Annotated in this window: 29 protein-coding genes and 2 pseudogenes; 16 read left to right on the forward strand and 15 right to left on the reverse strand. The window is 56.7% G+C overall.

The window, feature by feature from the left end:
* Positions 1 to 50: 50 nt before the first annotated feature.
* The 4 genes and pseudogenes from ACR0J7_RS09590 to ACR0J7_RS09605 all read left to right on the forward strand — a co-directional run bounded on the left by ACR0J7_RS09590 (position 51) and on the right by ACR0J7_RS09605 (position 2,995).
* A complete protein-coding gene (locus ACR0J7_RS09590) occupies positions 51 to 707 on the forward strand; it encodes an amino acid ABC transporter permease (RefSeq protein ID WP_480899412.1) in 657 nt (218 codons plus the stop codon).
* Positions 704 to 1,441 (forward strand): amino acid ABC transporter ATP-binding protein, encoded by a 738-nt coding sequence (locus tag ACR0J7_RS09595; RefSeq protein ID WP_480557754.1) that lies wholly within the window; start codon positions 704 to 706, stop codon positions 1,439 to 1,441. The genes ACR0J7_RS09590 and ACR0J7_RS09595 overlap by 4 nt, the downstream gene beginning before the upstream one ends.
* A gap of 180 nt (positions 1,442 to 1,621) precedes the next feature.
* Positions 1,622 to 1,858: pseudogene (locus tag ACR0J7_RS09600) on the forward strand (cupin domain-containing protein); the annotation flags it as partial.
* Positions 1,859 to 1,891: 33 nt separating this feature from the next.
* Positions 1,892 to 2,995, forward strand: a complete 1,104-nt coding sequence (locus tag ACR0J7_RS09605; protein ID WP_480914046.1) for an NAD(P)/FAD-dependent oxidoreductase — start codon at positions 1,892 to 1,894, stop codon at positions 2,993 to 2,995.
* 243 nt (positions 2,996 to 3,238) lie between these two features.
* On the opposite strand, the pseudogene ACR0J7_RS09610 reads toward ACR0J7_RS09605, so the two are convergent.
* The 3 genes and pseudogenes from ACR0J7_RS09610 to ACR0J7_RS09620 form a co-directional block, all read right to left on the reverse strand.
* Positions 3,239 to 3,345, reverse strand: a pseudogene (locus ACR0J7_RS09610) (transposase zinc-binding domain-containing protein); the annotation flags it as partial.
* A 720-nt stretch (positions 3,346 to 4,065) separates the two neighbouring features.
* Complete coding sequence (locus ACR0J7_RS09615) at positions 4,066 to 4,851, reverse strand: inositol monophosphatase family protein (protein WP_480773747.1); 786 nt, start codon at positions 4,849 to 4,851, stop codon at positions 4,066 to 4,068.
* Positions 4,852 to 4,949: 98 nt separating this feature from the next.
* Positions 4,950 to 5,855, reverse strand: coding sequence for a LysR family transcriptional regulator (locus tag ACR0J7_RS09620; RefSeq protein ID WP_480482174.1), 906 nt, complete (start codon positions 5,853 to 5,855; stop codon positions 4,950 to 4,952).
* 94 nt (positions 5,856 to 5,949) lie between these two features.
* Here ACR0J7_RS09620 and metF point away from each other — a divergent pair, with 94 nt between their 5' ends.
* Positions 5,950 to 6,816, forward strand: a complete 867-nt coding sequence (metF, locus tag ACR0J7_RS09625) for a methylenetetrahydrofolate reductase [NAD(P)H] (RefSeq protein WP_480773748.1) — start codon at positions 5,950 to 5,952, stop codon at positions 6,814 to 6,816.
* A gap of 229 nt (positions 6,817 to 7,045) precedes the next feature.
* Positions 7,046 to 7,711 carry a J domain-containing protein gene (locus tag ACR0J7_RS09630; protein ID WP_267364348.1) on the forward strand — a complete coding sequence of 222 codons (666 nt, stop codon included), beginning with the start codon at positions 7,046 to 7,048 and terminating at the stop codon, positions 7,709 to 7,711.
* A 49-nt stretch (positions 7,712 to 7,760) separates the two neighbouring features.
* Here the strand turns inward: ACR0J7_RS09630 and ACR0J7_RS09635 are convergent, their stop codons facing one another.
* Positions 7,761 to 8,279 carry a YHS domain-containing (seleno)protein gene (locus tag ACR0J7_RS09635; protein ID WP_480482180.1) on the reverse strand — a complete coding sequence of 173 codons (519 nt, stop codon included), beginning with the start codon at positions 8,277 to 8,279 and terminating at the stop codon, positions 7,761 to 7,763.
* 248 nt (positions 8,280 to 8,527) lie between these two features.
* On the opposite strand from ACR0J7_RS09635, the gene yghU reads away from it, so the two are divergent.
* Positions 8,528 to 9,406 (forward strand): glutathione-dependent disulfide-bond oxidoreductase, encoded by an 879-nt coding sequence (yghU, locus tag ACR0J7_RS09640; RefSeq protein ID WP_480482182.1) that lies wholly within the window; start codon positions 8,528 to 8,530, stop codon positions 9,404 to 9,406.
* A gap of 59 nt (positions 9,407 to 9,465) precedes the next feature.
* Here the strand turns inward: yghU and ACR0J7_RS09645 are convergent, their stop codons facing one another.
* On the reverse strand, positions 9,466 to 10,254 hold the full coding sequence (locus ACR0J7_RS09645) for an SseB family protein (RefSeq protein ID WP_480482184.1): 789 nt from the start codon (positions 10,252 to 10,254) through the stop codon (positions 9,466 to 9,468).
* Positions 10,247 to 10,834 (reverse strand): uracil-DNA glycosylase family protein, encoded by a 588-nt coding sequence (locus tag ACR0J7_RS09650; RefSeq protein ID WP_267364354.1) that lies wholly within the window; start codon positions 10,832 to 10,834, stop codon positions 10,247 to 10,249. The genes ACR0J7_RS09645 and ACR0J7_RS09650 overlap by 8 nt, the downstream gene beginning before the upstream one ends.
* Before the next feature lie 249 nt (positions 10,835 to 11,083).
* On the opposite strand from ACR0J7_RS09650, the gene ACR0J7_RS09655 reads away from it, so the two are divergent.
* The 4 genes from ACR0J7_RS09655 to ACR0J7_RS09670 are packed head-to-tail and all read left to right on the forward strand — an operon-like array spanning position 11,084 to position 15,655.
* On the forward strand, positions 11,084 to 11,743 hold the full coding sequence (locus ACR0J7_RS09655; protein WP_209504732.1) for an ABC transporter ATP-binding protein: 660 nt from the start codon (positions 11,084 to 11,086) through the stop codon (positions 11,741 to 11,743).
* Positions 11,721 to 13,304 (forward strand): capsule biosynthesis protein, encoded by a 1,584-nt coding sequence (locus ACR0J7_RS09660; RefSeq protein ID WP_267364356.1) that lies wholly within the window; start codon positions 11,721 to 11,723, stop codon positions 13,302 to 13,304. Before ACR0J7_RS09655 ends, ACR0J7_RS09660 begins: the two co-directional genes overlap by 23 nt.
* Before the next feature lie 5 nt (positions 13,305 to 13,309).
* Positions 13,310 to 14,143 (forward strand): 3-deoxy-8-phosphooctulonate synthase, encoded by an 834-nt coding sequence (gene kdsA, locus ACR0J7_RS09665; RefSeq protein ID WP_480487624.1) that lies wholly within the window; start codon positions 13,310 to 13,312, stop codon positions 14,141 to 14,143.
* A 15-nt stretch (positions 14,144 to 14,158) separates the two neighbouring features.
* Positions 14,159 to 15,655: a phosphomannomutase/phosphoglucomutase gene (locus ACR0J7_RS09670; protein ID WP_480539276.1), complete on the forward strand. Its 1,497-nt coding sequence runs from the start codon at positions 14,159 to 14,161 to the stop codon at positions 15,653 to 15,655.
* Between the two features lie 47 nt (positions 15,656 to 15,702).
* Here the strand turns inward: ACR0J7_RS09670 and ACR0J7_RS09675 are convergent, their stop codons facing one another.
* A complete protein-coding gene (locus ACR0J7_RS09675; RefSeq protein ID WP_480487621.1) occupies positions 15,703 to 17,658 on the reverse strand; it encodes an AsmA family protein in 1,956 nt (651 codons plus the stop codon).
* Between the two features lie 95 nt (positions 17,659 to 17,753).
* Between ACR0J7_RS09675 and rimO the strand changes: the two genes are divergently transcribed.
* Positions 17,754 to 19,142 carry a 30S ribosomal protein S12 methylthiotransferase RimO gene (gene rimO, locus ACR0J7_RS09680; RefSeq protein WP_480914050.1) on the forward strand — a complete coding sequence of 463 codons (1,389 nt, stop codon included), beginning with the start codon at positions 17,754 to 17,756 and terminating at the stop codon, positions 19,140 to 19,142.
* A 137-nt stretch (positions 19,143 to 19,279) separates the two neighbouring features.
* Here rimO and ACR0J7_RS09685 read toward each other — a convergent pair whose 3' ends face one another.
* Positions 19,280 to 19,468 (reverse strand): hypothetical protein, encoded by a 189-nt coding sequence (locus ACR0J7_RS09685; protein ID WP_209504738.1) that lies wholly within the window; start codon positions 19,466 to 19,468, stop codon positions 19,280 to 19,282.
* Between the two features lie 226 nt (positions 19,469 to 19,694).
* Here ACR0J7_RS09685 and ACR0J7_RS09690 point away from each other — a divergent pair, with 226 nt between their 5' ends.
* The gene (locus ACR0J7_RS09690) at positions 19,695 to 19,937 is read left to right on the forward strand and encodes a CDGSH iron-sulfur domain-containing protein (protein ID WP_480773753.1); all 243 of its coding nucleotides are present in this window, start codon (positions 19,695 to 19,697) and stop codon (positions 19,935 to 19,937) included.
* Here ACR0J7_RS09690 and ACR0J7_RS09695 read toward each other — a convergent pair whose 3' ends face one another.
* The 5 genes from ACR0J7_RS09695 to ACR0J7_RS09715 form a co-directional block, all read right to left on the reverse strand.
* The gene (locus ACR0J7_RS09695) at positions 19,938 to 20,198 is read right to left on the reverse strand and encodes a DUF6455 family protein (protein ID WP_480487616.1); all 261 of its coding nucleotides are present in this window, start codon (positions 20,196 to 20,198) and stop codon (positions 19,938 to 19,940) included.
* Complete coding sequence (locus ACR0J7_RS09700) at positions 20,198 to 20,467, reverse strand: DUF6455 family protein (protein WP_267366459.1); 270 nt, start codon at positions 20,465 to 20,467, stop codon at positions 20,198 to 20,200. The genes ACR0J7_RS09695 and ACR0J7_RS09700 overlap by 1 nt, the downstream gene beginning before the upstream one ends.
* Positions 20,468 to 20,481: 14 nt before the next feature.
* On the reverse strand, positions 20,482 to 20,733 hold the full coding sequence (locus ACR0J7_RS09705) for a DUF6455 family protein (RefSeq protein WP_267366457.1): 252 nt from the start codon (positions 20,731 to 20,733) through the stop codon (positions 20,482 to 20,484).
* A gap of 68 nt (positions 20,734 to 20,801) precedes the next feature.
* On the reverse strand, positions 20,802 to 21,170 hold the full coding sequence (locus ACR0J7_RS09710) for a YigZ family protein (protein WP_480773754.1): 369 nt from the start codon (positions 21,168 to 21,170) through the stop codon (positions 20,802 to 20,804).
* The gene (locus tag ACR0J7_RS09715) at positions 21,167 to 21,874 is read right to left on the reverse strand and encodes a M48 family metallopeptidase (RefSeq protein WP_480773755.1); all 708 of its coding nucleotides are present in this window, start codon (positions 21,872 to 21,874) and stop codon (positions 21,167 to 21,169) included. Before ACR0J7_RS09715 ends, ACR0J7_RS09710 begins: the two co-directional genes overlap by 4 nt.
* Before the next feature lie 121 nt (positions 21,875 to 21,995).
* On the opposite strand from ACR0J7_RS09715, the gene ACR0J7_RS09720 reads away from it, so the two are divergent.
* Complete coding sequence (locus ACR0J7_RS09720) at positions 21,996 to 22,235, forward strand: hypothetical protein (protein ID WP_267364243.1); 240 nt, start codon at positions 21,996 to 21,998, stop codon at positions 22,233 to 22,235.
* On the opposite strand, the gene ACR0J7_RS09725 is transcribed toward ACR0J7_RS09720, so the two are convergent.
* Positions 22,232 to 22,507, reverse strand: a complete 276-nt coding sequence (locus tag ACR0J7_RS09725) for a DUF167 domain-containing protein (protein WP_480899402.1) — start codon at positions 22,505 to 22,507, stop codon at positions 22,232 to 22,234. The genes ACR0J7_RS09720 and ACR0J7_RS09725 overlap by 4 nt on opposite strands.
* Before the next feature lie 134 nt (positions 22,508 to 22,641).
* Here ACR0J7_RS09725 and ACR0J7_RS09730 point away from each other — a divergent pair, with 134 nt between their 5' ends.
* Positions 22,642 to 23,220 (forward strand): nitroreductase family protein, encoded by a 579-nt coding sequence (locus tag ACR0J7_RS09730; RefSeq protein WP_480557776.1) that lies wholly within the window; start codon positions 22,642 to 22,644, stop codon positions 23,218 to 23,220.
* The gene (locus tag ACR0J7_RS09735; RefSeq protein WP_480899400.1) at positions 23,205 to 23,915 is read left to right on the forward strand and encodes an EI24 domain-containing protein; all 711 of its coding nucleotides are present in this window, start codon (positions 23,205 to 23,207) and stop codon (positions 23,913 to 23,915) included. Before ACR0J7_RS09730 ends, ACR0J7_RS09735 begins: the two co-directional genes overlap by 16 nt.
* A 6-nt stretch (positions 23,916 to 23,921) precedes the next feature.
* On the opposite strand, the gene ACR0J7_RS09740 is transcribed toward ACR0J7_RS09735, so the two are convergent.
* On the reverse strand, positions 23,922 to 24,194 hold the full coding sequence (locus ACR0J7_RS09740; protein WP_267364249.1) for a DUF1467 family protein: 273 nt from the start codon (positions 24,192 to 24,194) through the stop codon (positions 23,922 to 23,924).
* Positions 24,195 to 24,207: the final 13 nt, after the last annotated feature.

Consider the following 24,207-nt stretch of genomic DNA (forward strand, 5'->3'; position numbering starts at 1 on the left):
GGCAGCTCACCAAGTGATGTGCCAGCGCTACGACCGTAGGAACAGCGCCAATGTCAACCTTTCTTGAACGCTCGATCGAGTATCTACCTCTGCTTTGGAGTGGATTGAAGCTTACAATTGCCGTCACAGTGCTTGCACTGCTTTTATCAACCTTGTTGGGATTATTGTGGGCTCTGCTCAGAACTTCAGGAATCCCAGTCCTTGCTCAAGGTATTCGGTATCTGACAGAATTCATACGCGGCATCCCGATCCTCGTGGTTTTGTTCTATATCTATTTTGTGATGCCCGAAATCGGCATCGACCTTACCGCGTTTCAGGCTGGCATCATCGGGTTGGCGCTGACCTATTCCTGCTATATCGGCGAAACCTTTCGTGCGGGGATAGAGGCGGTAGACCGCGGCCAGGTAGAGGCGGCAAAAGCCATCGGAATGAAGCACGGTATGATGATGCGTCGAGTGGTACTGCCGCAGGCGTTTAGAATTGTCCTGCCACCCTATGGCAACAATACGATCATGCTACTCAAAGACAGTTCACAGGTCTCTGTTATTTCAGTTGCCGAGTTGACCATGCGGGGAAAAACACTGGCTTCTTCAACCTTCGACAACATGACAATTTTCACTTTGGTTGCGCTGCTTTACCTGAGCTTGACCATCCCCCTGAACATCGCGAACCGGCGAATGGAAAACAAAATGGGCGACGCAAAATGATCGAATTCAAGGAGGTTCATAAATCCTTCGGCTCACTGAACGTGTTGCAAGGTATCAACGCCAATGTCGAAGTGGGCGAAGTTGTTTGCCTTATCGGGCCTTCGGGCTCTGGTAAATCAACGATGCTCCGGTGCGTAAACGGTCTGGAATCTTACCAGGCAGGTGACATTCTGATCGATGGGAAGCGTGTCGATGTCGCATCACCGACAATTCACCAACTTAGAGCGCAAGTGGCTATGGTGTTCCAACGTTTCAACCTTTTCCCCCACCGAACGGCTTTGGAGAATGTCATGGAGGGGCCGCTTTATGTTCTGAAACAGGACAAGTCCGAGGTGCGGGATCGCGCAATCGGATATCTGGAGCGGGTCGGATTAGCCGAAAAAATCAACGCCTACCCTGCCTCGCTGTCCGGAGGGCAACAGCAAAGGGTCGCTATTGCCCGGGCCTTGGCTATGCAACCCAGAGCCATTTTGCTCGACGAACCAACATCGGCACTTGATCCGGAAATGGTCGGCGAGGTGTTACAGGTTATGCGCGCCCTCGCTGAGGAGCACATGACCATGTTTGTGGTGACCCATGAGATTCAATTTGCCCGGGAAGTCGCTGACCGCGTGCTGTTCCTGGATAAGGGTCAAATCGCTGAGCAGGGTAAGGCGCAGGAAGTTTTGCGAAATCCAACACATCCGCGCACCCAGGAATTCCTAAGGCGGGTCACACACCCTGAACAAGGGTGAAATGATGCTGGTTAAATCCAGCCGCTGCCCCAATGACATTTACGGAGAACAACAATGTTCAATCTTGTTGGCCTGAAAGATCTCGATGCGATCCAAGTTGGCGACTACAGACCCAAACCGACAACCCTGACGCCGGGGCAACAGTAAGCTACTGCGCACGTTTACACATCGCCAACAGGCGATACCAAGATCGGTATCTGGGAATGCACTCCGGGCGAGTTCACCGCAGACCGTAGTGGCATGGCAGAATACTGTCACATTCTGTCTGGTTCGGCGACGATCACTGATGCCGATGGTGGCCGTTCCGTAACCCTTGGCGCGAATGATTTTCTTGCCCTGCCCAAAGGTTGGAAAGGCACCTGGGCAATCCACTCCCACGTCCGCAAGCTCTATTTCCTGGTAGAGAACGCAAATTGACGACCGTATTTTGAGATTCGGAGTTTGACCGCAATGCTAGACTCTATCTGGTCCGCTACGGCAAATAGCACCCCAAAATTCCCCGCTTTGGCCGGCAACTGCAAGGCTGATGTCGCGATCGTAGGCGCAGGTTACACTGGCCTCTCCTGTGCTCTTTCTCTTGCTGAAGCGGGTGCAAACGTCATCGTCGTTGAAGCTGAGCAACCTGGATTTGGTGCCAGTGGGAGAAATGGTGGTCAGGTCATTCCCGGCCTCAAGTACGATCCTGACAAGCTGGACCGCATGTATGGCGAGGCAACCACCGAATTTGTCGGCGGTGCTGCGCAACATGTGTTTGATATTATCGATAGGCATAACATCCAATGTGACCACCGCCAGGACGGCTGGATTCAGACAACTGTAAAAACCTCGCATATCCCCACTTTGCAAAGCCGGATGCAGCAATGGGAAAAGCGGGGGGCCTCCGTCGAATGGCTGGATGCTGCGCAGGTCGCTCGTCAGACGGGTTCAAGAAGGTTTGTTGCAGGTTGGAAAGACCGGAGGGCTGGCTGTGTGCACCCGCTGAATTATGCCACCGGGCTTGCACAAGCGGCTGCGGATGCCGGGTGTAAGATTTACGGCAAGAGCCCTGTTTCCCGGATACAATCAGATGGAGCGGGATGGAAACTGTCGGTAGGCGAGCAAGGGCAGATCAAAGCAGATCAGGTGGTGCTGGCGACCAACGGCTATACAAGCCACCTGTGGCCCGGATTGCGCCAGACAATGGTGCCCGCCAACAGTTTTCAGGTGGCCACAAAGCCTCTGCCCGAAAGCATTAGCCAATCAATCTTGCCCGAAGGCTGCGTTGTATCGGACACTCGGCGTATCGCTAATTATTTTCGGATTGGCCCGGGGAACCGTCTCATGGTGGGGGGGCGAGGACATTTTGCAGAACCACGCGGGCCGAACTCTTTCAAACGTATCCATGCTGACTTGAAGGCGCTTTTCCCTTCTCTGGAAAATCAAGAGTTGGAATTTATGTGGTCTGGACGCGCTGCAATGAATTTGGACCACCTGCCTCATATCTATCAACCGGCTGCCGGAGTCACGGCCGCACTGGGGTATAATGGCAGAGGTCTGGCGCTTGGCAGTGCATAGGGGGCGGCAATTGGTGCCCATCTGGCGAACTCTTCCATCCCTCTGCCGTTGCCGGCGGACCGGATGAAGCAACTCCCCTTTCATCGCTTGCACCCATATTACGGCACCGCCGCGATCTGGTACTTTCGTCTGCGGGACTTACTGGAGAGGTGATCTGAGAATCGACCTGGCGCATCAGCAAGCACCTGGAAGGATAGCAGCGGCCCCATTGCACGGCTGTCATGTCCAGACGTGGTGCTCGGGATCGGCTGGCAGCGTGACGACAAAGTGTGGAAGTACTCTATGGGAAGCAGGTTCTCCTTCCGCGAGGCCATCCACTCGCGCTTCGCCGGTCTCTGGCTTTCGCGGCAAAGCCAGTATTAGCCGAACTTGTACATGTCATGCTGAACACATCGCCATTTGGTGACGATTGTTGATACGCGGGCCATCCCGAGCGGACAATGAAATCGGCACCGCTCTCCAAAATATACTCCAGCCGCGACGGCCTCTCATTGGCGCGGGCACCATCGGCAATATCCCCGGTATGAACCGGAAAGTGCTTGTGGCATTCACCACTATGCCCGTCGGTAACCTCAATGGCCCGGAATATGTCCGTCGCCCCGCAACGATATGTAATCGCCACGCCTGACCATTCTTTCTGGGTCCCATGACCGTTATTCCGTCAACCAATGAGGCAACCGAACGGTCATGTGACCAGATCTTGATCTTATCCGCCAAAAGCATCTGGCATGTTGTTTCCAGCCAGCTTGCACTCCCGCGGGGCCGCTTCAATACACCAACGTCATACAAACCGTGATCTCGGCAGACGCTGCGCAGGCCGAAGCGGACGATAGTGAATGGCCATAGGGCCTATGATGCTGGCAAGCCGCAAAAGTGACTGGGAGACCGCGACCTTCCGGCTGCGTCGGCAGGCACCGGCTTCCCGTGCGGCCACCCAAATGTCAACTACATCACCATGAACGGAAACAAGCCCGCTCCGGCCCTTTAACTCGGGAATGAAACCAGTCCTACGCCTTCCAAAACAGAGCAAGACTGATTTATGGATCGCTTAAGTTAGCGCCTGTGGGCGATCAGCCCCGGATCACTTTGGCGAATTGATCAAAGATTGGTTCATTCGAACAGATCACTTCACCATCTTCCAGCGCGTTACCCTCGGGGTTCAGGGCCTGCACAAAGCCGCCCGCCTCTTTCACGATGATGATACCGGCGGCGACATCCCACGCGTTCAGGCGGCGTTCCCAGAAGCCTTCGTACCGGCCCGCAGCCACATATGCCATGTCAAGCGCCGCAGCACCCCAACGGCGCACACCGGCGCAAGCGGGCATCAGACGCGCCAAATCCTGCAGGGTTGCAGGCAGGTCAGAACGACCCCCAAAGGGCAGGCCGGTTGCAAAGATCGATTCTATCATGCGGTGACGCCCCGACACTCGAATTCGGGTGTCGTTCATCCACGCGCCCTCGCCTTTTTCGGCAAAGAACATCTCATCCTTGGCGGCGTCATAGATCACGCCGGCTACGATCTTGCCTTTGTGCTCCAGCGCGATGGAAATCGCCCAGTGCGGCAGGCCATGCAGAAAATTGGTGGTGCCGTCCAACGGGTCAACGATCCAGCGGCGGGTCGGGTCTTCTCCGTCGATGGAGCCACCCTCTTCAGCCAGCCAGCCATAGGTCGGGCGTGCGCCCAGCAACTCGTCCTTCAGGATGGCTTCGGCCGCGATATCGGCCTTAGACACAAAGTCACCAGCGCCTTTCATCGACACCTGCAGATTCTCGACTTCACGAAAGTCCTTGACCAAAGAACGCCCCGCCTTGCGCGCGGCCTTGATCATGATGTTGAGATTTGCACTGCCAACCATTGTAAAAAGGCTCCTGTCCGGTCAAACCGCGCGTATACTGCCGCAAGGCTTCCTTGCCAAGAGGAATGATGTGCATAACAGACCCGCAGAAAACGCCTCTACCGGGATTGCAGCTTGCGCGCCTCTTCGCGGGCCAGTTTCACCAGTTCCTGCACATAGGGCTTGTCCAGATCTTCTGAACGGACCGCTGCATAAAGGCGACGCGTGATCCCCTCTTTGGTCAGGGGGCGGGTCACATAGTCCGAGTTGTATTTGACCTCGCGCACGACCCAATCCGGCAGAACCGAGATGCCTCGGTTTGAGGCCACCAGAAGCAGGATGACAGCTGTCAGTTCCACCTGCCTGATCGAGGCGGGTTCGACCCGTGCAGGGATCAACAATTGGCTGAACACATCCAGACGTGTGCGTTCCACCGGGTAGGTGATCAGGGTCTGGCCTCGGAAATCCTCAGCCTCGACATAGGCTTTTTCCGCCAGTGGATGGGCTGATGCAGCGACAAAGACGGGGTTGTAGTCAAACAGCTCCACAAACTCGACACCCGGCAGGTCTTCGGGATCGGATGAGACCACCAGATCAACCTCTTCCTTCTGCAAGGCTGGCAGGGCGTCGAAGGCCAGACCGGGTCGGATATCGACATCCACGTCGCCCCAGGATTTCCTGAAAGATTCAAGAACCGGAAACAGCCATTCGAAACACGCGTGGCATTCGATGGCGATATGCATCCGCCCGGTACGCCCGTCCCGCAGCGATGAAAACTCATTCTGTGCCGCCTCGACCTGCGGCAGGATCTGCTCGGCCAACCGCAGCAGACGCAAACCGGCGGCTGACAGCTTCATCGGCTTTGAACGTCGCAGAAACAGCTCGACCCCGGCCTGATCCTCCAACCCTTTGATCTGATGACTCAATGCGGATTGAGTGATGTTCAACTGGTCGGCAGCGCGCGCCAACCCACCGCATTCATGGATCGCCTTTATGGTACGCAGGTGCCGGAATTCAATATGCATCTCAAGTATCGTTCATGTTGTTGTTGAATAATATGAGTTTGTCTCACAATGCCCGTCATGGCACAAGATAGTCAGTTGATCCAGTGAGGCAGCCATGTCCAAACCCGAAATTTCATTCGAGTTCTTTCCGCCCAAAACTCTGGAGGCTTCTTTCCGCCTTTGGGATACGGTCCAGACATTGGCACCGCTGGAGCCCCGTTTTGTATCCGTCACCTACGGTGCAGGCGGTACGACCCGGGAACTGACGCGCGACGCGGTCGCAACCCTGCATAAATCCTCTGGTTTGAAGGTCGCTGCACACCTGACCTGTGTTGACGCTTCGCGGCAGGAAACGCTGGAAATCGCCGACACATTCGCACGTGCGGGCGTGCAGGACATCGTGGCCCTGCGGGGCGACCCGCCAAAAGGGCATGATCGGTTCGTACCGCACCCCGAAGGCTTTAACAGTTCGATTGAGTTGATTGAGGCGCTGGCTGAAACCGAAATGTTCAGCATCCGTGTCGGGGCTTATCCTGACAAGCACCCTGAAGCCGCCGACATGTCAGCAGACGTGGACTGGCTGAAGGCCAAACTTGACGCGGGCGCTGACGAAGCGCTGACGCAATTCTTTTTCGAGGCCGAAACCTTCTTCCGTTTCCGTGATGCCTGCGCAAAGGCGGGTATCGACAAACCGATCGTTCCGGGCATTCTGCCGATAGAAAACTGGGCAGGTGCGCGCAAGTTCGCCAAAAGCTGTGGCACACATATTCCCGATTGGGTCGAACAAGCCTTTGAAAAGGCCGTGCGCGACGGGCGAGAGGATCTGCTGGCAACTGCGATCTGCACCGAGTTGTGCTCGGACCTGATCGAAGGTGGTGTGGACAAGCTGCATTTCTATACCCTCAACCGCCCGGAATTGACGCGCGATGTGTGCTTTGCCCTTGGAATTACGCCACAAGTCGATCTTCAAAACGTCGCCTGACAACTGAAAAATCCAATGATTCGCCCGGGTTACGAATTTTCCCGGGCGTTTTCCTTTTCTTATGCGTGACCTGTTTCACAGTCGTATCCGCGAATTCACACCTTTGCGGAACAATAGAATCTTCGCATCGCGATTGTTGTCAGCTTCCCTCTCAATCAACCATGAAATTTGACAAAACCATGCCCTCGGCAACACTAGGGCTGTGTAGTTTTTAATGAGTGTTTTGAGTATGGAACCTGTCGATAAGGTTAGGGCACGCACGGATGCCCTGGCAGATCTGGGCCTAAACCCGTCTGCCAATTCCAGTGAAATACGAGAGGCCTGGCGTCACATCGCCTTTCACACGCATCCTGATCACAAGGAAGGCGACAGTTCCGGGTTTTCGCGCGCCAAGGCAGCCTATGATTTTCTGCGCAAAGAAGGGCTGGCGACAAAGGGCGGTGCCGCTGCTGGCCCGCCGCAACCACGTCGGGCACGGTTGAAAAAACGTATCATCGAGCTTCCGCAAGAGGATATTGCCGCCTGTGAGGCAATGCTGAATCCGGGGCAAGTGCTGTCGCATATGAACAGTCAGCCTGGTATTCAACCCAAATGTGGCAGCGGTGTTGCTGACCATGTCCCCGACGCGGTCGGATGCTTTGGGCGACACCTGACCTACTTCGTCACGACACCGGTTAATCAGGGCGCAAATCGTGTGGCTTTGCCAACGACCGTTCTGACCAGTGCGCGGCACACCACAGCGGAAATCCTGAGCTTTCAATCCAGCGACACGGGCGCTGGGGAAGTCGTCATTCCCGATACGATCCGAGAACGCAAATTTCCGGGTGCCAAGAGCGTCAGGATCCGGTTTGACGCCGACCAGACGATACGGGATCAGTTCTGGCTTGCTGGCTGAACGAAAAAGCCCGGCTGGTTAAGCCGGGCTTTGTGCATTTGCGGCCAGGTCAGTTTTTCACCGGACCTTCCGAGGTAAATTTCGGGATCACGCTGGTCGAGGCGTCAGACGGCTCGATACCCGGCCAGTTGCCTTCAGCAAGGTTGATGTTGCCCGGAATGTCTTCTTCGAAGAACCCGACGACCACATCCGTGATGTTGAGATACAGCTTGTCGTCAACGATCCGCCACAAGTTCGGGTTTGCCGGAACCTTGCCACCGCGCGACACGCCATAGGCGCAGTGCCCATCATATTGCGGCGCATAATAGGCCGGGTTTTCCAGAAATTTGTCGCGGTTTTCCTCGGACGAGAATGCCCAGGTTGCACCATTGTATTCGGCAGTAATGCTGGCATTGCCACGCACGCCTTCGTTCTGTGGCTGACCTACCGGTACCTGATCCAGGTTGCGATAGGCGACAACATCATACCCCGAGACGGCAAACCCTGTGCCGTCAATATATTGCGGCCCGGCAAATGCCGGAACGGCCAGGGCCATGGCCGCAGCAAAGGTCAAAGCAAAGCGTTTCATGTAGTTTATCCTTTTCGTTCCAGCGGTATCGGTGACGCCGTGATGGCAGGTCTGGCAAAACAATATGCGATTCCCATTCTGTTCGTAGCCCTCCTCGCGCCGCTGTGACCCCTCTCGAGCAAACGTGAGAGTTTGGTCGCGGATTATTACAAATTATGCCGGAAAAGCTGGGTTGGACTCGGCGGATTGCAACACTACCTGTAAGACTGCATCGAACGCGGCCCGGACAAAGGCATGAAAGGCAAGAAATGAGCGACCAATCTTCGTATACCCCACCAGCAGTCTGGACATGGGACAGTGAAAGTGGCGGACAGTTCGCCAACATTAACCGACCTATTGCCGGAGCAACCCATGACAAGGACTTGCCGGTTGGACGTCACCCTTTGCAGTTGTATTCCCTTGCCACGCCCAACGGTGTCAAAGTCACGGTAATGCTGGAAGAGTTGCTGGCATTGGGTCACGAAGGTGCTGAATACAACGCCTGGCTGATCAACATCGGCGATGGCGACCAGTTCGGTTCAGGGTTTGTCGAGGCCAACCCAAACTCGAAAATTCCGGCCCTTTGGGATCGCTCTGGCGACAAGCCGGTTCGGGTGTTTGAAAGTGCCTCGATCCTGTTTCATCTGGCTGAGAAGTTTGGAGAGTTTCTGCCCGCGTCCGGGCCGGAACGGACCGAAGTCATGAACTGGCTATTCTGGCAAATGGGCAGCGCCCCTTATCTGGGCGGCGGGTTTGGCCATTTCTACGCCTACGCGCCCGAAAAGTGGGAATACCCGATCAACCGCTTTGCGATGGAGGCAAAACGCCAGCTGGACGTTCTGGACAGGGAACTGGCGAACAAGACCTATATCGCGGGCGAGGAATATACGATTGCCGACATGGCGATCTGGCCGTGGTACGGTCAACTGGTTCTGGGCCGTCTGTATAGCGCGGCAGAGTTCCTTGACGCGGAATCCTACAAGAACGTGGTGCGCTGGGCCAAGGCGATTGACGCACGGCCTGCGGTTCAGCGTGGCCGTATGGTCAACCGCGCCTTTGGCGAGCCGCACACGCAGCTTCACGAGCGTCACGACGCCAGTGATTTCGAAACACGTACGCAGGACAAACTGGAAGCTGCTGCGGAATAGCAGCGTCCGATCCTGGTACCACGCGGCGCAATATGCGCCGCGTGTTTGCCTTTTGGTCGTTACTTCAGAATTGGCGGTTTCGCGGGATTGCTGCCCGGAACCTCGCGTACCAGATCTGCAACCTGCGGTTCGGGCAGGTCAAAGCGAAGCCCCGTCTTCGCCAGCAGCGCGGCAGCGGCGTCATCTGTGGCAAAGAACCCGACATCTATCGCCCCCGCTTCGATCCCCGAAAACGTCAACGCCTCTGAAGCTGCCCTGGCCAGCGCTGGCTCGGCCCCTTCGACCGCACCGACAAACCCCAGCAAATGACCCTGAGCGCCCGCTTCGGATTTCGTGGCGACCAGATAGGCCGCACTGGCAAGCCCGCCAGCAGTTGCCAGCTTTGCATCAAGGGCGGTCAACAGGCTGTCCGGCAGACCGGAGGGCGGCATGAACTCGGCAAGCTTTTCCTCGACCTCTTTGGGGCCATGCTGCAACGTTTCGGCCAACCAGCCCAGGGCCTCGGCAGGCACCAGCATGGATGATGGCGCAGTTTCCAGGTTCAGGCCCAGCCCGATACCCTGCCCTGCCAGCATCCCCGACAACACACGCCCCGACAGCGCAACATAAGGCACAGGCCTCCCGGCAAACTGCGCCAATCGTTCCTCGCGGTCGAACGCCAACACAAAGCGCCCGTCGGCCACATCGAACACCTCGGGCGAGATGTTTTCGCCCATCGCTTCCTCGGTCAGCATCAAAAACAGCTCACTATCTGCAAGCCGTTCAAAAAACCGCAGACGGGCAGCATCGTTCTGCGGATCTGCCAGCATCGCGGCATGCGCCGTGTCCAACGCTGTGGTTTCAGTCATTCAGCACCTCTTGGACCCGCGCGCGCAGAACCGGCAGCAGTTCTGCCTCGAACCACGGGTTTTTCTTTACCCATGCCGTATTCCGCCAGGACGGATGAGGCAAGGCAAAGACCCGCGGCGCATGGTCCTGCCAGTTCCGAACGGTATCCGTCACCGACCCTCGCGCGCCCAGATGATATTTATGCGCATGACCACCGACCAACACCGTCAACGGCACCTGCCCCAGTTCCTGCATCACCCTGTCATGCCAGGTTTTGCCGCATATCGCGGGCGGAGGAAGGTCCGCGCCGCGGGCATCATAGCCGGGGAAACAGAATGCCATGGGCACAATCGACACAAGGTCACGATCATAAAAAACAGGTTCATCGACCCCAAGCCAGTGGCGCAGCCTATCGCCTGACGGGTCAGTAAAGGGCTGCCCCGACTCGTGCACGCGCGCACCCGGTGCCTGCCCTGCGATCAGGATGGGTGTCCCGCGCCGAAACCAAACCACCGGGCGGGGTTCATGGGCAGTTTTGGTTTGCGCAAAGGACGCGGCGCACAGGCGGCACGCGCGGATTTCGCCATCTAAATCTTTCATCTTGTTGCAAAACCTCCCAAAGCTGTTTTGCAAGGATCAGGTGTGAAACCACATAATAATGGTGCGGTAGATTTCTAGAAGTGCAGCGGAATTGCCGACAACCGATCAGTTGTTTGAGGGGTCGGCAGCAACGCATTGAACATTTGTTTCATAATTCGACATAATGTAGCCAACATGGAACGGTAAAAACCATCCTTTCTGACCGCCTGAAAGCGCGGCGACACAACGGAAACGAGCAGCAGGCCCCGAATGCTAGAGTTCGACAATGTCAGCAAGTCCTTCTGGACCGGGACGCGCCGCAAGGTGATCCTGGACAGGGTCTCGTTCCGTGTCGAACTGGGCACGTCGCTGGGCGTTCTGGCCCCGAATGGTACTGGCAAAACCACGCTGATCAACATGATGGCCGGTCTGGAAAAACCCGACGAGGGCGTGATCCGCCGCGAATGCCGGGTCTCGTTCCCCATGGGTTTCACCGGGGGTGTAACCGGCAAGTTGTCGGCGCTTGAGAACGCGCGATACATCGCCAAGATTTACGGCATGGATCCGGACTATGTTGAGGCGTATTGCAAATGGCTCTGCGGTTTGGGTGAATATTTCGAACAGCCGCTGTCCACCTATTCTTCGGGGATGCGGTCTCGATTCACGTTTTCTTTGATGCTGGCGCTGGATTTCGACATGTATCTTGTCGATGAAGGGATGCCGGCGTCTACAGATGTTGAATTCAACGAGAAGGCAGGGGCGATCCTGAAGGAAAGGTTGCGCACCACGACATTGGTGATCGTGTCGCACAGCCCGACTGTTTTGGAAAAATTCGCGCAGCAGGCCGCCGTTCTGCTGGACGGGCAATTGTACATGTTTGACTCCTTGGAAGAGGCAAAGCAGCTATATGACTACGAAACCCAAGGTTAGAAAGTACAACTGGCGCAGCAATCGACAGGTGGACGATTCGGCCGAGGCGCGAGCGGATGCAATCTCGCGCATACGGGGCGCGACGCAAGGTCAGGCACCGGCGGCCGAGGCCCAGCCAGGCACGCAAATTGACGACATCAAGCGCGAAGGCCTGACAGGCCGCCAGTTGCGTATTGCGCGTAAACTCGCGCAGAAACACGGACTGGCGGCAACATCGGACTATGATGCGGTGCGCTTGCTGCGCAAGAAAGGCATTGATCCGTTTCAGCGCACGAACCTTCTTGATCTTGCCGCGGCAAAGCCCTCGGGACAGGGCGACAGTTCGAAGGTCAAAGACAAGATCAGCATTCAGTTGCCGCAATCCATAGGCGCAAGCACGCCAAACCTTCCGGGACCCGAGCTCAGCCCGGCTGAGCGGCGGAACCTTGAAATCGGTCAGATTCAGAAGGACATCGCGCGCCGACGCAGGCGTAAACTGTTTGGCCTGTTCGCGCGTCTGGCCGCCTTTGTGTTCCTTCCGACCTTTGTTGTGGGGTTTTATTTCTATCGCATCGCCACCCCGATGTATGCCAGCGATTCCGAGTTTCTGATCCTGCAAGCCGATGGCGGGCCGGGTTCCATCGGCGGGCTGCTCGCTGGAACGCAATTCGCCACCACGCAAGATTCAATCTCGGTTCAATCTTTCCTGGAATCGAAAGAGGCTTTGTTACTGCTGGATCGGGACGCCGGTTTTTCTGATGTCTTCAAGCAGGAAGTGATTGATCCGATTCAAAGGCTATCACCCGACGCCACGCTGGAAGACGCATACAAGCTGTTCAAACGCATGATCACAATCGGGTATGATCCAACCGAAGGGGTCATCCGGATGGAGGTTGTTGCACCAGACGCACAGACCTCGACCGAGTTCTCGGAGCGTTTGATCTCTTACGCCGAAGATCGGGTGAATGCCCTGTCCGGCAAGAAGCGCGAAGACCAGATGCGCGACGCATTGGAAAGCTTTGAAGCGGCGCAGGAGGCGCGGCGGCAGGCGCAGGAGGAATTGATCGAGCTTCAGCTTCAAGGGGCGGTGCTGGACCCCGAGAATGTCATTGCCAGCCTGCGCGCCCGCATCAACGAGATCGAGATATTGGTGCAGGACAAAGAGCTTGAACTTGCCGCCCTGCAAGACAACCTGCGCCCGAACAAAGCCAAGGTCGACGGCGTCAAGGCTGACATTGCCCGGCTTGAAAAGGTGCTGGAACAACTGAATGCCGAGATGCAGGATGCTTCCGATGGCGAAAATTCGCTGGCGCGGTTGAGCGTGCGCATCCAGATCGCTCAGGCGGATCTGGCGGCACGGGACATGATGCTGCAAACGGCAATGCAGCAAATGGAATCGACCCGATCCGAAGCTAACCGGCAGGTGCGTTACCTGACCGTCTCGGTGAACCCGATCCCAAGTCAGGAACCCAGCTATCCGCGCAAGTTCGAAAATACGATTTTGGCATTCCTGTTGTTTGCTGGTATCTACCTCATGATCTCGCTTACCGCGTCGGTCCTTCGTGAACAGGTATCCTCATAAGACTCATGAAACATGTAAAAATCTCCGACCTGACAGTCGGCAACGACCTTCCGCTGACTATCATTGCGGGCCCCTGCCAGCTTGAAACGGCAGACCACGCACAGATGATTGCTGGCAAGATGAAAGAGGCCTGCGATGCAGCCGGTGCGCAATATGTCTTCAAGGCATCTTATGACAAGGCGAACCGGACCTCACTGTCCGGCAAGCGCGGCATGGGCATTGATGCCGGGTTGCAGGTTCTGGATAGCATCCGCAAGACAATGGGCATTCCGGTCCTGACCGATGTTCATACCGAAGCGCAGTGCGCCATCGCCGCCGAGGCGGTAGACGTCCTGCAAATCCCGGCGTTTTTGTGCCGCCAGACGGATATGCTGCTGGCTGCGGGCAATACGGGCGCTGTGGTCAATGTGAAAAAGGGTCAGTTTCTCGCGCCGTGGGAGATGCCCAATATCGTGTCCAAGATCGAAAGCACGGGGAATCATAATATCCTGCTGACCGAACGTGGCACTTCGTTCGGCTATAACACACTGGTGGCTGATATGCGGTCCCTGCCGCAAATGGCCCAGACCGGGTATCCAGTAGTGATGGATGCGACCCATTCCGTGCAGCAACCGGGCGGAAAAGGTGGCTCCTCGGGTGGGCAACGCGAATTTGCTCCGGTCATGGCGCGCGCCGCCGTGTCGCTGGGTATTGGCGCGGTGTTCATTGAAACACACCAGGATCCGGACAATGCTCCTTCGGACGGGCCCAACATGATTCCGTTGGATCAGATGCCCCAACTCATTGACACTTTGATGCGCTTTGATGCGCTGGCCAAAGCTGATCCTATTCAGATTTAACGACTGAGACTTGTTATGACCAAACCAATTCCCGAGGTAACACCAAATACCTGGAGCTTTCTGCGTGACGCGATGATCAAACCCACCGGGTTTCGCGAATATGACGCCCGCTGGAAATATCCGGAAGAGATCAACCTGCCGGGCATGACGGCGCTGGGCCTTGGGCTGGGTACCCAAATGCGCAGGCGCGGGATCGAACCCGTGATCGCCGTAGGAAACGATTATCGTGACTATTCACTGGCGATCAAAAACGCCCTGATCCTGGGATTGATGCAGGCCGGTATCCGCGTGAAAGACATTGGCCCTGCGCTTAGCCCAATGGCCTATTTCGCGCAGTTTCATCTGGATGTACCGGCCGTGGCGATGGTTACGGCCAGCCACAATCCAAACGGCTGGACTGGGGTCAAAATGGGCTTTGACCGCCCTTTGACACACGGCCCCGACGAGATGTCTGAATTGCGCGACATCGTTCTAAACGGCGAAGGTCAGACGCATGAGGGTGGATCTTGGGAATTCGTCGAGGGCGTGAAGGAAGCGTATATCGACGACCTCGTCGGTGATTTCAAAGTGTCCCGCCCGCTAAAGATTGTCTGCGCAACCGGAAACGGCACCGCTTCGGCCTTTGCGCCCGAAATCTTCGAACGGATGGGGGTTGAGGTCGTCCCCAGCCATAATCGGCTGGATTACACTTTCCCGAATTACAACCCGAACCCCGAAGCGATGGAAATGCTGCATGACATGGCGGCAACGGTAAAATCCAGCGGTGCCGATCTGGCACTTGGGTTTGACGGTGACGGTGATCGTTGTGGCGTCGTAGATGATGAAGGCGAAGAAATCTTTGCCGACAAGGTGGGTGTGATCATGGCCCGCGATCTTGCCAAGCTGCACCCCGGATCGACCTTTGTCGCAGATGTGAAATCTACCGGCCTGTTTGCCAGCGATCCCGAGTTGCAGGCCCTTGGCGTCAAGGCAGATTACTGGAAAACCGGCCACAGCCACATGAAACGGCGCGTCAAGGAAATCGGCGCGCTGGCTGGGTTCGAAAAGTCGGGCCATTACTTTCTGGCCGAGCCGGTCGGGCGCGGTTATGACTGCGGAATGCGCGTAGCGGTCGAGATCTGCAAGCTGATGAACCGCAACCCGGATCAAAGCATGTCCGACCTGCGCAAGGCGCTGCCCAAAACATGGTCAACGCCCACCATGTCACCTTATGCAGCAGATACCGAAAAATACGATATCCTGCAGCGTCTGGTCGACAAGCTCGTTGCCAAAAGCGAAGCTAGTGAGACATTTGCTGGCCGTGCGATCAAAGAGGTCGTTACGGTGAACGGCGCACGTGTCATTCTGGACAATGGCAGCTGGGGGCTGGTGCGGGCTTCATCCAACACACCCAATCTGGTGGTCGTCTGTGAAAGCAGCGAAAGCGAGGCTGAGATGCGGGCGATCTTTGCCGATATCGATGCGGTGATCCGAACCGAACCCGGTGTTGGCGATTACGACCAGACCATCTGAAGAAAACTGCTTGGGGCATATCTGATCGCCCCAAGCGCAACACTTGCTCAGTTGCCGCCAAACAGTTTGAGCAGCCCTTTCTTCGCCTCTTCTTCAAGCTTGTTCTTAAGCGCATCTTCGATCTGATCGCTGTCCGTGATGGTGGTATCCAGCTCGTTTCCAACCTTTTCGAAAACTTTCTGTTTCGCGTCGTTTTCCAGCTCCTTGACCTTCACATCTGCCGCTGCTTCGATGACCTTGGTCAGATCCGGCTTGATTGACGGGTTGCTCCACGGGCCAACGATACGCACAGGCACCGATATGCCCTGCCCCGAATTGGCCCGCAAAGCTACGGGCGTGAACAGATAATCGATATTGCGCGCACCCAGACCCACGATCCCCTGACCATCGGCGCGAAAATTCTTGAGCGACATAAGCAGATCGTTATTCGTCAACACACCCTGATCGATGGCGAAGCTGGCCGACAGGCTGTTGAACACAGTCGTCCCGCCTGATCCGGTCCCCTGCCCCATAAGTCGATCCAGATCGAAACCGGATATTACCCCCGTCCCGACATCCAGATTTCCCTTACCGCTGAGAGAATGCATAATCTGATCCTCAGACTGACCTACACCCAGAAACTCAACGGTTCCTGCCGCGCTTCCCGACAGGCGTTCGACCCCGGCCAGTGTCGACAACGCCTGTTTCAGATCAATCTCACTTGCCGTCACCTTGCCGCCCACGGACAGGCCATTGCGATTGTTGGCAACCACCTGCCCATTCAACTGACCCGAAAACAACGTCGCGGGATGCATGGCAAGAACCGCCCGCGCGCGATCAAGTGTCAGCGTCAGGTCACTTTTCCCAAAGGTCATGCCGGGAACCGCGATTGAGTTGGCCGTCAGGCGAATATTGCCATTCGCCAAAGCCAATGCGGATGCGTCGATTGGGTCTTTTGACCAGCCTTCCTGAACTGGTGACGCAGGTTGAGACGCGCCACCCGACCCGGCGCCGGTTTCGGATATCTTTGACAGGTCAAGATCGCCCGCATCCAACCGTGCGACGATCTGAGGGGGATCGGAAATGGTGATATCCGCCTCTCCGACGAACTGGTTGCCATCCAACTGCGCTGTCATGCTCCGCAGGGAAATCCGACCGTCCCGCGTATAGGTCATTTGTGCAGAGATATCGGCAACGTTACCCAATCCCCACGGCACAGCCACACCCGCCTGACCGAAGGCCGCCAGCATCTTTTCCGTATCTCGGGTGGTGATCTTTGTGGTCCCGTCCATCTCTCCGGCCAGATTGACGTGGCCGTCAAAGCCTATCTCACCACCCGGTGCAGTCAGGGCCAGTTCAAGCGCGGTTACGGACCCTGCGGCAAAAGTTGGCAAGTCCGGGATCTTCAAATCAACCTGAACAGCACCTCCGGGTACAGGCATTGATGCTTCCATTACCATCGGCGCAGTGACCTGAGGCCAACTGGCCGACAAGGTGACATCAGGAAAATCCATCTGCGTGGCACCGTCTTCCACATAGATCAGTCGCGCATTATTTAGCTGCAACTCTTCCAAAGTTACGGCCGACGATGCGCCTGCCGGAACCGTCCCCGCAGACGGTGTGGCAGTCGCGGTGGTCACAGGCGCGCTCAGCTCCCAGTTTCCGCGCCCTTGCGAACGCTCCAGCCGCAGCACCGGGTTTTCCGCGAAAACGCGTTTGATCCGCAGATCCCCATTCAAAAGCGCAGCAGCATCCACGCCCACGGCAAGGCTATCAGCGCTCAGCATCGGCTCTGGCCCGGCCCAGCTGGCGTTCCCAAAACGCACCGGCCCGGTTTCCATACCCAGCACCGGCCAGAACGACAGGCGCACATCGCCGCTCAATGTCAGTTCGCGCCCTGTCTGGGCTTTGACCTGCTCGGCCAGAATCGCGCCAAGCTTGTCGCCGGGCATCAGCAATAGCGCGCCAATGACCAGCCCAACCACCGCCACAACAATAAACAGGATGCGTATCAGCCATTTCATGATCTGCTCTCCGCCTTTTGGCTTGTCTTTACCGCGATCATTCAAATCGCACGTCACATTTGCAAGGGGAAGCTTTCCCCACTATATGCCGCGCCATGACGACGAACCCGCCAAACCTCCGCCCTGACCTGGCTCCGGCCGCCCGGATCACCGAGACACCCCGTTCAAACCAGCCGACGATCGGCATGGTGTCGCTGGGCTGTCCAAAAGCTTTGGTCGACAGCGAACGCATTCTGACCCGGCTTCGTGCTGAAGGATACGGCATTTCGCCCGATTATGCCGGGGCCGATGCCGTCATTGTGAACACCTGCGGGTTCCTCGACAGCGCCAAGGCGGAATCGCTGGACGCAATCGGAGAGGCGCTGGTTGAAAACGGCAAGGTCATCGTCACCGGCTGTCTGGGGGCCGAACCGGATTACATCCGCGAGCACCACCCCCGCATCATGGCGGTCACCGGACCGCATCAGTACGAGCAGGTTCTGGATGCGGTTCACGCCGCCGTTCCCCCTGACCCTGACCCGTTCGTTGATCTGCTGCCCGCCAGCAGTGTTCGACTGACCCCCCGCCACTACAGTTATCTGAAAATCTCCGAGGGCTGTAACCACAAATGCAAGTTCTGCATCATCCCCGATATGCGGGGAAAACTGGCCAGCCGTCCGGCCCATGCGGTTCTGCGTGAGGCGGAAAAGCTGGTCGAAAATGGCGTGCGTGAACTGTTGGTGATTTCGCAGGATACTTCGGCCTATGGGCTGGACCGGAAATACGATGTGAACCCGTGGAAAGACCGCGAGGCGCGCAGCCACATCACCGATCTGGCCCGAGAACTGGGTCAGATGGATGCCTGGGTACGGCTGCACTATGTCTATCCCTATCCACATGTGCGCGAGTTGATCCCGCTGATGGCGGACGCCGGGTCCAACATACTGCCCTATCTGGATATCCCGTTCCAGCACGCCCACCCGGATGTTCTGAAACGGATGGCCCGCCCCGCCGCAGCGGCCAAAACTCTGGACGAAATTCAGGCCTGGCGCGCAATCTGTCCCGATATCACCCTGCGTTCGACCTTTATCGTCGGTTACCCGGGTGAGACCGAGGCCGAATTCCAAACCCTGCTGGACTGGATGGACGAGGCGCAACTGGATCGTGTCGGCTGTTTTCAATACGAAAACGTGGATGGTGCGCGCTCAAACGACCTGCCTGATCATGTCCCGGCCGAAATCAAACAAGAGCGGTGGGATCGCTTCATGGAAAAGGCTCAGGCCATTTCAGAAGCCAAGTTGCAAGCTAAAGTCGGACAAACGCTTCAAGTAATCGTCGATGAAGTGGATGACGAAGCCGCCACCTGCCGCACCAAATCGGACGCGCCCGAGATCGACGGCAACCTGTTCATTGACGAGGGCTTCGAAAGCCTCAAACCCGGCGATATCGTCACGGTCGAAGTGGACGAGGCGGGGGAATACGATCTGTGGGGGAAACCCGTTTGACGCCAGTAACCTGCCCATAATGCCCTCGGGTGAATAGTTACCCCTTACAGCGCAGGTAGAAATAAACCGCCATGAATGGCGGCGATAATTCCTGAAAATGGTGCAGGCGGTCCGCAATCAGACCGCCTGCGATAAGCTTACTGAGAAACCGGGTTGCAGACAGTCTGACCTGCTTCGGTTGTTGCCAGTTCATAGCCTGCCGAGCAGCTGGCCGAGCCATACTTGTCGTAGTCGGGTTGTACGTAAACAGGGGTCGGTTCTTCCTGCTGCGCACAAGCGGTCAGGACCAGAGCAAATGCGCCAACGGCTGCAAGTTTCAGTTTCATGTCCGTCAATCCTCTATTACTTTTCTGATATTGCCCAGCTTTTCGGGCCGTTTCCAGAGTACGGGCTGAACGGCAATCTGGCAACTGAAACGGTCACTTCCTCGTGAGGAAGAGCGATTCCATGCCAGTTCGAAGCCCAAATGATGATCCTTGCGGCATTACAGCTACCTTTTTGTCTGCATCGTCCTAAACTGTGCGACGTTTCAGCCAAAGACGGAGAAGCCACATGTCAGACACACCCGTTATTGCCCAGAAAACCCCTTTTTCAGTCGAGGTTGTCGAAGGGAAAACCTATTTCTGGTGCGCGTGTGGAAAATCGAACCGCCAACCCTTTTGCGATGGCTCACATAAAGGCAGTGGGTTCGAACCGGTGAAATACACGGCCGAGACCAGCAAAAAGGTCTTCTTTTGCGGGTGCAAACACAGTGCAAACGCGCCGCTATGCGATGGAACGCACAAAGACCTTTGATCAACCTTTTAATCGGTTCAGTGTCTCTGAATTTGCACAGAAATCCGGGGCCGTATCCGCTGGATGCTGCCGCTGAGCCAGCCAGCTGGTGCATTGCGCATCACAGCCCGATGCGCGACAACGCGTGACCAGTTTGGCGTATTCTTCGGGCGACAGCCGCCCTTCGGCCATTGCTTCGCTCAGTGAAATTCCCATGCTTCGCGAGACAGAGCGCGTCAACCAAAAGTGCTTTTCGACCTCACCCAGAATATCCCGAGGCATCACGCGTCCTCCGCTTGCAAAGCTTTGATGGCCTTGAAACGCTCACGGTTCGGGCATGTGCATGGGGCATGATCAATCTGTTCGCGCCGTTCCAGCCACTCTGGGCAGGTTCTGGCCCAGGCACAGCCTCGGCATTGCTGCACGATCTCGGCCCAATCCTCATGTTTCAGGTGACCGTCCCGATAGGCTGCGGCCAGGTCGGTTCCTGTGACCTCGCCCATCCGCAGTACCAGGCGCAGGTGGGCCATGATTTCACCGAGACGTGGCATGGCGAACCTGACAGTTAAGGCATCAATTTGTGCAGTAACTCCTGGTTACGGCAATATTCAGGTGTCCGCCCAGCGGTCGCCATTTTCTTAAGCAGATCCTGACAATGATCCGGGTTCGGACAATCGGTACATCGCAGAACTGCGTCAGAAATCTGGTCGACAGATAGCTTGCCGCCAATGGCTGCTTCCTCAAGATCGATGTCCAGCATTCTGGCCATATCGTCCACCAATCCGGCATGAAGCCGCAAGGACTCTCGGGTGGGCATGCTATATCCTTTCCCTTTCGCGCTTTACGAAATCCTAGCGCATCCGGAAGGTCAGACTTTGATACAGGTCAAGATTGGACGCCGATGTGGTCCAGATAGGCCCGGGTTGCATCCTGAACGCGGCGAAAGCGGTCCCCGCCCAGCTTTTTGCCTCCGTACCAGCGGGTGACGATGATCACGTGATTGTCCAGCCCTGCACGCTCGATCATCCGCAGGATTACCATACCGGCGCCGCTCTCCCCATCATCGGCCTTCAGCGCGCCGGTCGGCAAAGAGGCGGCCCAGGTGTTATGTGTGGCCTTGGCATAGGATTTATCGGACTTCAGTTGGTCCAAAACCGCGTCGACGTCCGCGCGTGACGCCACAGGCGCGCCAGATACCGCATATTTCGACCCGCGATCCGTCAAAATCACGCCAAGGCGCACAAGATCGGTCATTGCGTCAGTCCCAGTTGTGTCGCGGTTTCAAGCACGATGTGAACGCGCTGCGCGTTTGGCGGGTGGGTGCCCAGAAACCTGTCACCGGGATCCGGAATGCGATCAAAGAACTTTGCCCCGATCAGCGGGTTGTAGCCCGCATTATGTGTAATGATCGTGCCCATCTGGTCAGCCTCAAGCTCAAAATCCTTCACATAAGCCTGAACACCAACCTGCGCCCCAACTTTCTGGGCCTCTTCTATGTCGGCGGCGTCGCCCCCGCGCAGCTTTTCCGCCTTTCCGAACTCAGTTGCGCTTGCGCTGGCATTTTCGCTTTGCCGTGCGATGTGGCCCAGCACGTGATGGGCCGCCTCGTGCCCCATGACAAAAGCCAGTTCATCTGCATTTTGTGTGGAACGGATCATCGCAAGTGTAAAGATTATGGTGGGTTGCTTCTGGTCGTCCAATGTCTGAAACGCATTGGCCGGCGCACGTGGGTTCAGATCAACGAGAACCCGGAAATCGCATTTCTGAGGCCTTGATTGTTTCAAACACTGGCTGCGAGCCTCGGCCCCAATGTTCTGGCTGACTTCGCGAAAGGTCTGGGCCATGGTTTCGGACTCCGGCCCTTCACCCAGCCAATCCGCGGCGGGTTGCACGCGCAATGCACCTTCCGCACAGGCCGCAAGCAGCAGGGGAAGCACCAAAACAAAGCGTCTGCGCATGTTACATCCTTCGGCTCGGTCTGACCGTGATTTCAACATAGTACGTGCTGTTCAGAGTAACCACACAATGCTTTGAAACGAACGTCTTGCATTGCGCGTCGACGGCTTGCACTCTGTCCTTATGTTTTCGATTGAGCATGAATTCGACTCGACGGTCATAACGCTTGTGGACGAAGGTGAAAAACCTTTGCAAGAGGATGTTGTGATCAACAATTTCGCCGAATGCGTCACGCTGGAACAGTTTGATCCGCGAACCGACCAGGTGCAAAAGATCACCTTGTCGCCCGAACAGGTCCGCGATCTGGCCGCAGCGCTGGACCTGCCCGAGGGTGTTTACCAGATCCGTGAAACGGGGCCTTAGGGCACATAGACAAACACCTTGTTGCGCGCGGTTTGCCCCTGCTTGAGTGTCAGTGTCGAAGGGGCAACGCCAAGACATTTCGCAAGGATCACCTGAACCGCATGGTTGGCTTTGCCGCTGTCAGGCGGTGCCGTGACAAATACCCTGATCTGCCCGTCTTTCACGACCACCCGGTCGCGCGCGGCCTTGGGTATAACTTTCAGATGAAACGTTGCCCCGGCGTGCGCCTGCGCGCTGAGATCCGGCAGATCTCGTAGTTTGGATTTCGCCATTGTCGCCCCTTCCCTCAATAGTCTTGCATGATGGGCGGCGGAATGAAATTGATCCACGCGATCCGTCGCCGCGCCCTTGAAACCCTCGGCATGCCGACCAAGATACAGAGACGTGATGTAAAGGAAGTTAACATATGTCCATGAAAAACCCCGCTGCTCTGGAGTTTTTGCAGTCGCGCCGGTCCCGACCCGCCAAGACACTGGTTGCCCCGGCTCCGACACGGGACGAATTGCGCCCCCTGCTGACCGCAGCCGCACGCAGCCCCGATCACGGAAAACTGGAACCCTGGCGATTTATCGTTCTGGAACAGGGGGCCATGGCACGGTTGGCAACCTTGACCGAGGCCTGCGGGCAACGGCTGAACAAAAGTCCGGAAGATATTTCAAAAGCGCGCAGCCAGTTCGACATGGGGCATCTGGCCGTAGCCGTGATCGAAGTACAAAAACCGTCCGAGAAAATACCCGCGATCGAACAAACCTATTCTGCGGGCGCGGTCTGTCTGGCCCTGCTGAATGTCGCGCTGGCCGCAGGCTGGGGCGCAAACTGGCTATCGGGTTGGCAAACCCATGACCACGACTTCTGCGTCGACGCCTTTGGGCTTGCCGACAACGAACGTGTCGCCGGGCTGATACATATCGCCACCGAGGGAACAGCGCCACCCGAACGCCCGCGGCCCGATGTGGCAGCCTTGACGGAATGGATCACAGAATGATCATCCTGAACGCCTTTTTCAGCGCGCTCGGCCAGATCGGAGACCCCAAATTCCGCGCCGTTCTGCTGCGCGGTGTAGGTTTGACCATCCTGTTGCTGGGTCTCGCCTGTGCGGGTGCGATCAGGTTGATCAACTTGTTGTCAGGCAGTGAAATCTCGCTGCCATTTGTCGGAGCTGTCCCGTGGCTGAACGACGTTCTGAACTATTCAGGTATCGTTCTCGTCCTGATCCTGCCTGTTTTCCTGATGGTGCCGGTGGCGTCAGCCATCACATCGATCTTTCTGGACGAAGTGGCACAGGCCGTCGAGGACAAGCACTTTCCAGCCTTACCACCTGCACGACGCATCCCGGTGTCAGAAGCCCTGTTGGACGGCCTCAGCTTTCTTGGCGTGCTGATTGTCGCAAACCTGCTGGCGCTGATCCTCTATGCGATCTTCACCCCGTTTGCGCCCTTCATCTTCTGGGCCATGAACGGGTTCCTGTTGGGGCGGGAATACTTCACGCTGGCTGCAATGCGCCGGATCGGACGGGATGGCGCACGCCAATTGCGAGCCAGGCATTCGACCACGATCTGGGTCGCTGGAACCCTGATGGCCATTCCGCTGTCGATACCGCTGTTGAATCTGGTGATCCCGATCCTTGGCGCGGCGACATTCACCCATATTTTTCATGCTGTGTCAGGCCAAAAGGTCTGACACAGATTAGCGCGGCTCCAGTTGGTTCAGCCAGTCGAAGTCCCGCACTGAAATCACACCGGAAATGATGATGCCGGCAATGATAGCCCACAAAACCACAGCAATGGCGGTGGTGATCCACATCTTTGCCTTCAGATGATGGACTTCCGGCGCACCCGCATGGGTGCCCGGAACGATATCGTTCAGGTCACCCTGAGTTTTGATGCGAATGGGCAAAACCACTAGCAACGTCATGAACCAGATGACGGCAAACAGCACCAATGCAGCAGTAATGGTCACTTCAGCCCCTCCG

It is taken from the genome of Ruegeria sp. O4 (assembly GCF_056535125.1).

Coding starts and splice junctions, on each gene's coding strand:
- ACR0J7_RS09710 (WP_480773754.1), bottom strand. CDS start 21,170: ATGACCGATCTTGTGCGCCTTGGCGTGATTTTGACGGATCGCGGGTCG.
- ACR0J7_RS09715 (WP_480773755.1), bottom strand. CDS start 21,874: ATGCGCAGACGCTTTGTTTTGGTGCTTCCCCTGCTGCTTGCGGCCTGT.
- ACR0J7_RS09690 (WP_480773753.1), top strand. CDS start 19,695: ATGTCAGACACACCCGTTATTGCCCAGAAAACCCCTTTTTCAGTCGAG.
- ACR0J7_RS09595 (WP_480557754.1), top strand. CDS start 704: ATGATCGAATTCAAGGAGGTTCATAAATCCTTCGGCTCACTGAACGTG.
- ACR0J7_RS09635 (WP_480482180.1), bottom strand. CDS start 8,279: ATGAAACGCTTTGCTTTGACCTTTGCTGCGGCCATGGCCCTGGCCGTT.
- ACR0J7_RS09605 (WP_480914046.1), top strand. CDS start 1,892: ATGCTAGACTCTATCTGGTCCGCTACGGCAAATAGCACCCCAAAATTC.
- ACR0J7_RS09670 (WP_480539276.1), top strand. CDS start 14,159: ATGACCAAACCAATTCCCGAGGTAACACCAAATACCTGGAGCTTTCTG.
- ACR0J7_RS09725 (WP_480899402.1), bottom strand. CDS start 22,507: ATGGCGAAATCCAAACTACGAGATCTGCCGGATCTCAGCGCGCAGGCG.
- ACR0J7_RS09615 (WP_480773747.1), bottom strand. CDS start 4,851: ATGGTTGGCAGTGCAAATCTCAACATCATGATCAAGGCCGCGCGCAAG.
- ACR0J7_RS09705 (WP_267366457.1), bottom strand. CDS start 20,733: ATGCCCACCCGAGAGTCCTTGCGGCTTCATGCCGGATTGGTGGACGAT.
- rimO (WP_480914050.1), top strand. CDS start 17,754: ATGACGACGAACCCGCCAAACCTCCGCCCTGACCTGGCTCCGGCCGCC.
- ACR0J7_RS09675 (WP_480487621.1), bottom strand. CDS start 17,658: ATGAAATGGCTGATACGCATCCTGTTTATTGTTGTGGCGGTGGTTGGG.
- ACR0J7_RS09735 (WP_480899400.1), top strand. CDS start 23,205: ATGGATCACAGAATGATCATCCTGAACGCCTTTTTCAGCGCGCTCGGC.
- ACR0J7_RS09645 (WP_480482184.1), bottom strand. CDS start 10,254: ATGACTGAAACCACAGCGTTGGACACGGCGCATGCCGCGATGCTGGCA.
- ACR0J7_RS09630 (WP_267364348.1), top strand. CDS start 7,046: ATGGAACCTGTCGATAAGGTTAGGGCACGCACGGATGCCCTGGCAGAT.
- ACR0J7_RS09590 (WP_480899412.1), top strand. CDS start 51: ATGTCAACCTTTCTTGAACGCTCGATCGAGTATCTACCTCTGCTTTGG.
- ACR0J7_RS09695 (WP_480487616.1), bottom strand. CDS start 20,198: ATGCCTCGGGATATTCTGGGTGAGGTCGAAAAGCACTTTTGGTTGACG.
- ACR0J7_RS09685 (WP_209504738.1), bottom strand. CDS start 19,468: ATGAAACTGAAACTTGCAGCCGTTGGCGCATTTGCTCTGGTCCTGACC.
- ACR0J7_RS09720 (WP_267364243.1), top strand. CDS start 21,996: ATGTTTTCGATTGAGCATGAATTCGACTCGACGGTCATAACGCTTGTG.
- metF (WP_480773748.1), top strand. CDS start 5,950: ATGTCCAAACCCGAAATTTCATTCGAGTTCTTTCCGCCCAAAACTCTG.
- ACR0J7_RS09620 (WP_480482174.1), bottom strand. CDS start 5,855: ATGCATATTGAATTCCGGCACCTGCGTACCATAAAGGCGATCCATGAA.
- yghU (WP_480482182.1), top strand. CDS start 8,528: ATGAGCGACCAATCTTCGTATACCCCACCAGCAGTCTGGACATGGGAC.
- ACR0J7_RS09730 (WP_480557776.1), top strand. CDS start 22,642: ATGTCCATGAAAAACCCCGCTGCTCTGGAGTTTTTGCAGTCGCGCCGG.
- kdsA (WP_480487624.1), top strand. CDS start 13,310: ATGAAACATGTAAAAATCTCCGACCTGACAGTCGGCAACGACCTTCCG.
- ACR0J7_RS09660 (WP_267364356.1), top strand. CDS start 11,721: ATGACTACGAAACCCAAGGTTAGAAAGTACAACTGGCGCAGCAATCGA.
- ACR0J7_RS09700 (WP_267366459.1), bottom strand. CDS start 20,467: ATGCCACGTCTCGGTGAAATCATGGCCCACCTGCGCCTGGTACTGCGG.
- ACR0J7_RS09655 (WP_209504732.1), top strand. CDS start 11,084: ATGCTAGAGTTCGACAATGTCAGCAAGTCCTTCTGGACCGGGACGCGC.
- ACR0J7_RS09650 (WP_267364354.1), bottom strand. CDS start 10,834: ATGAAAGATTTAGATGGCGAAATCCGCGCGTGCCGCCTGTGCGCCGCG.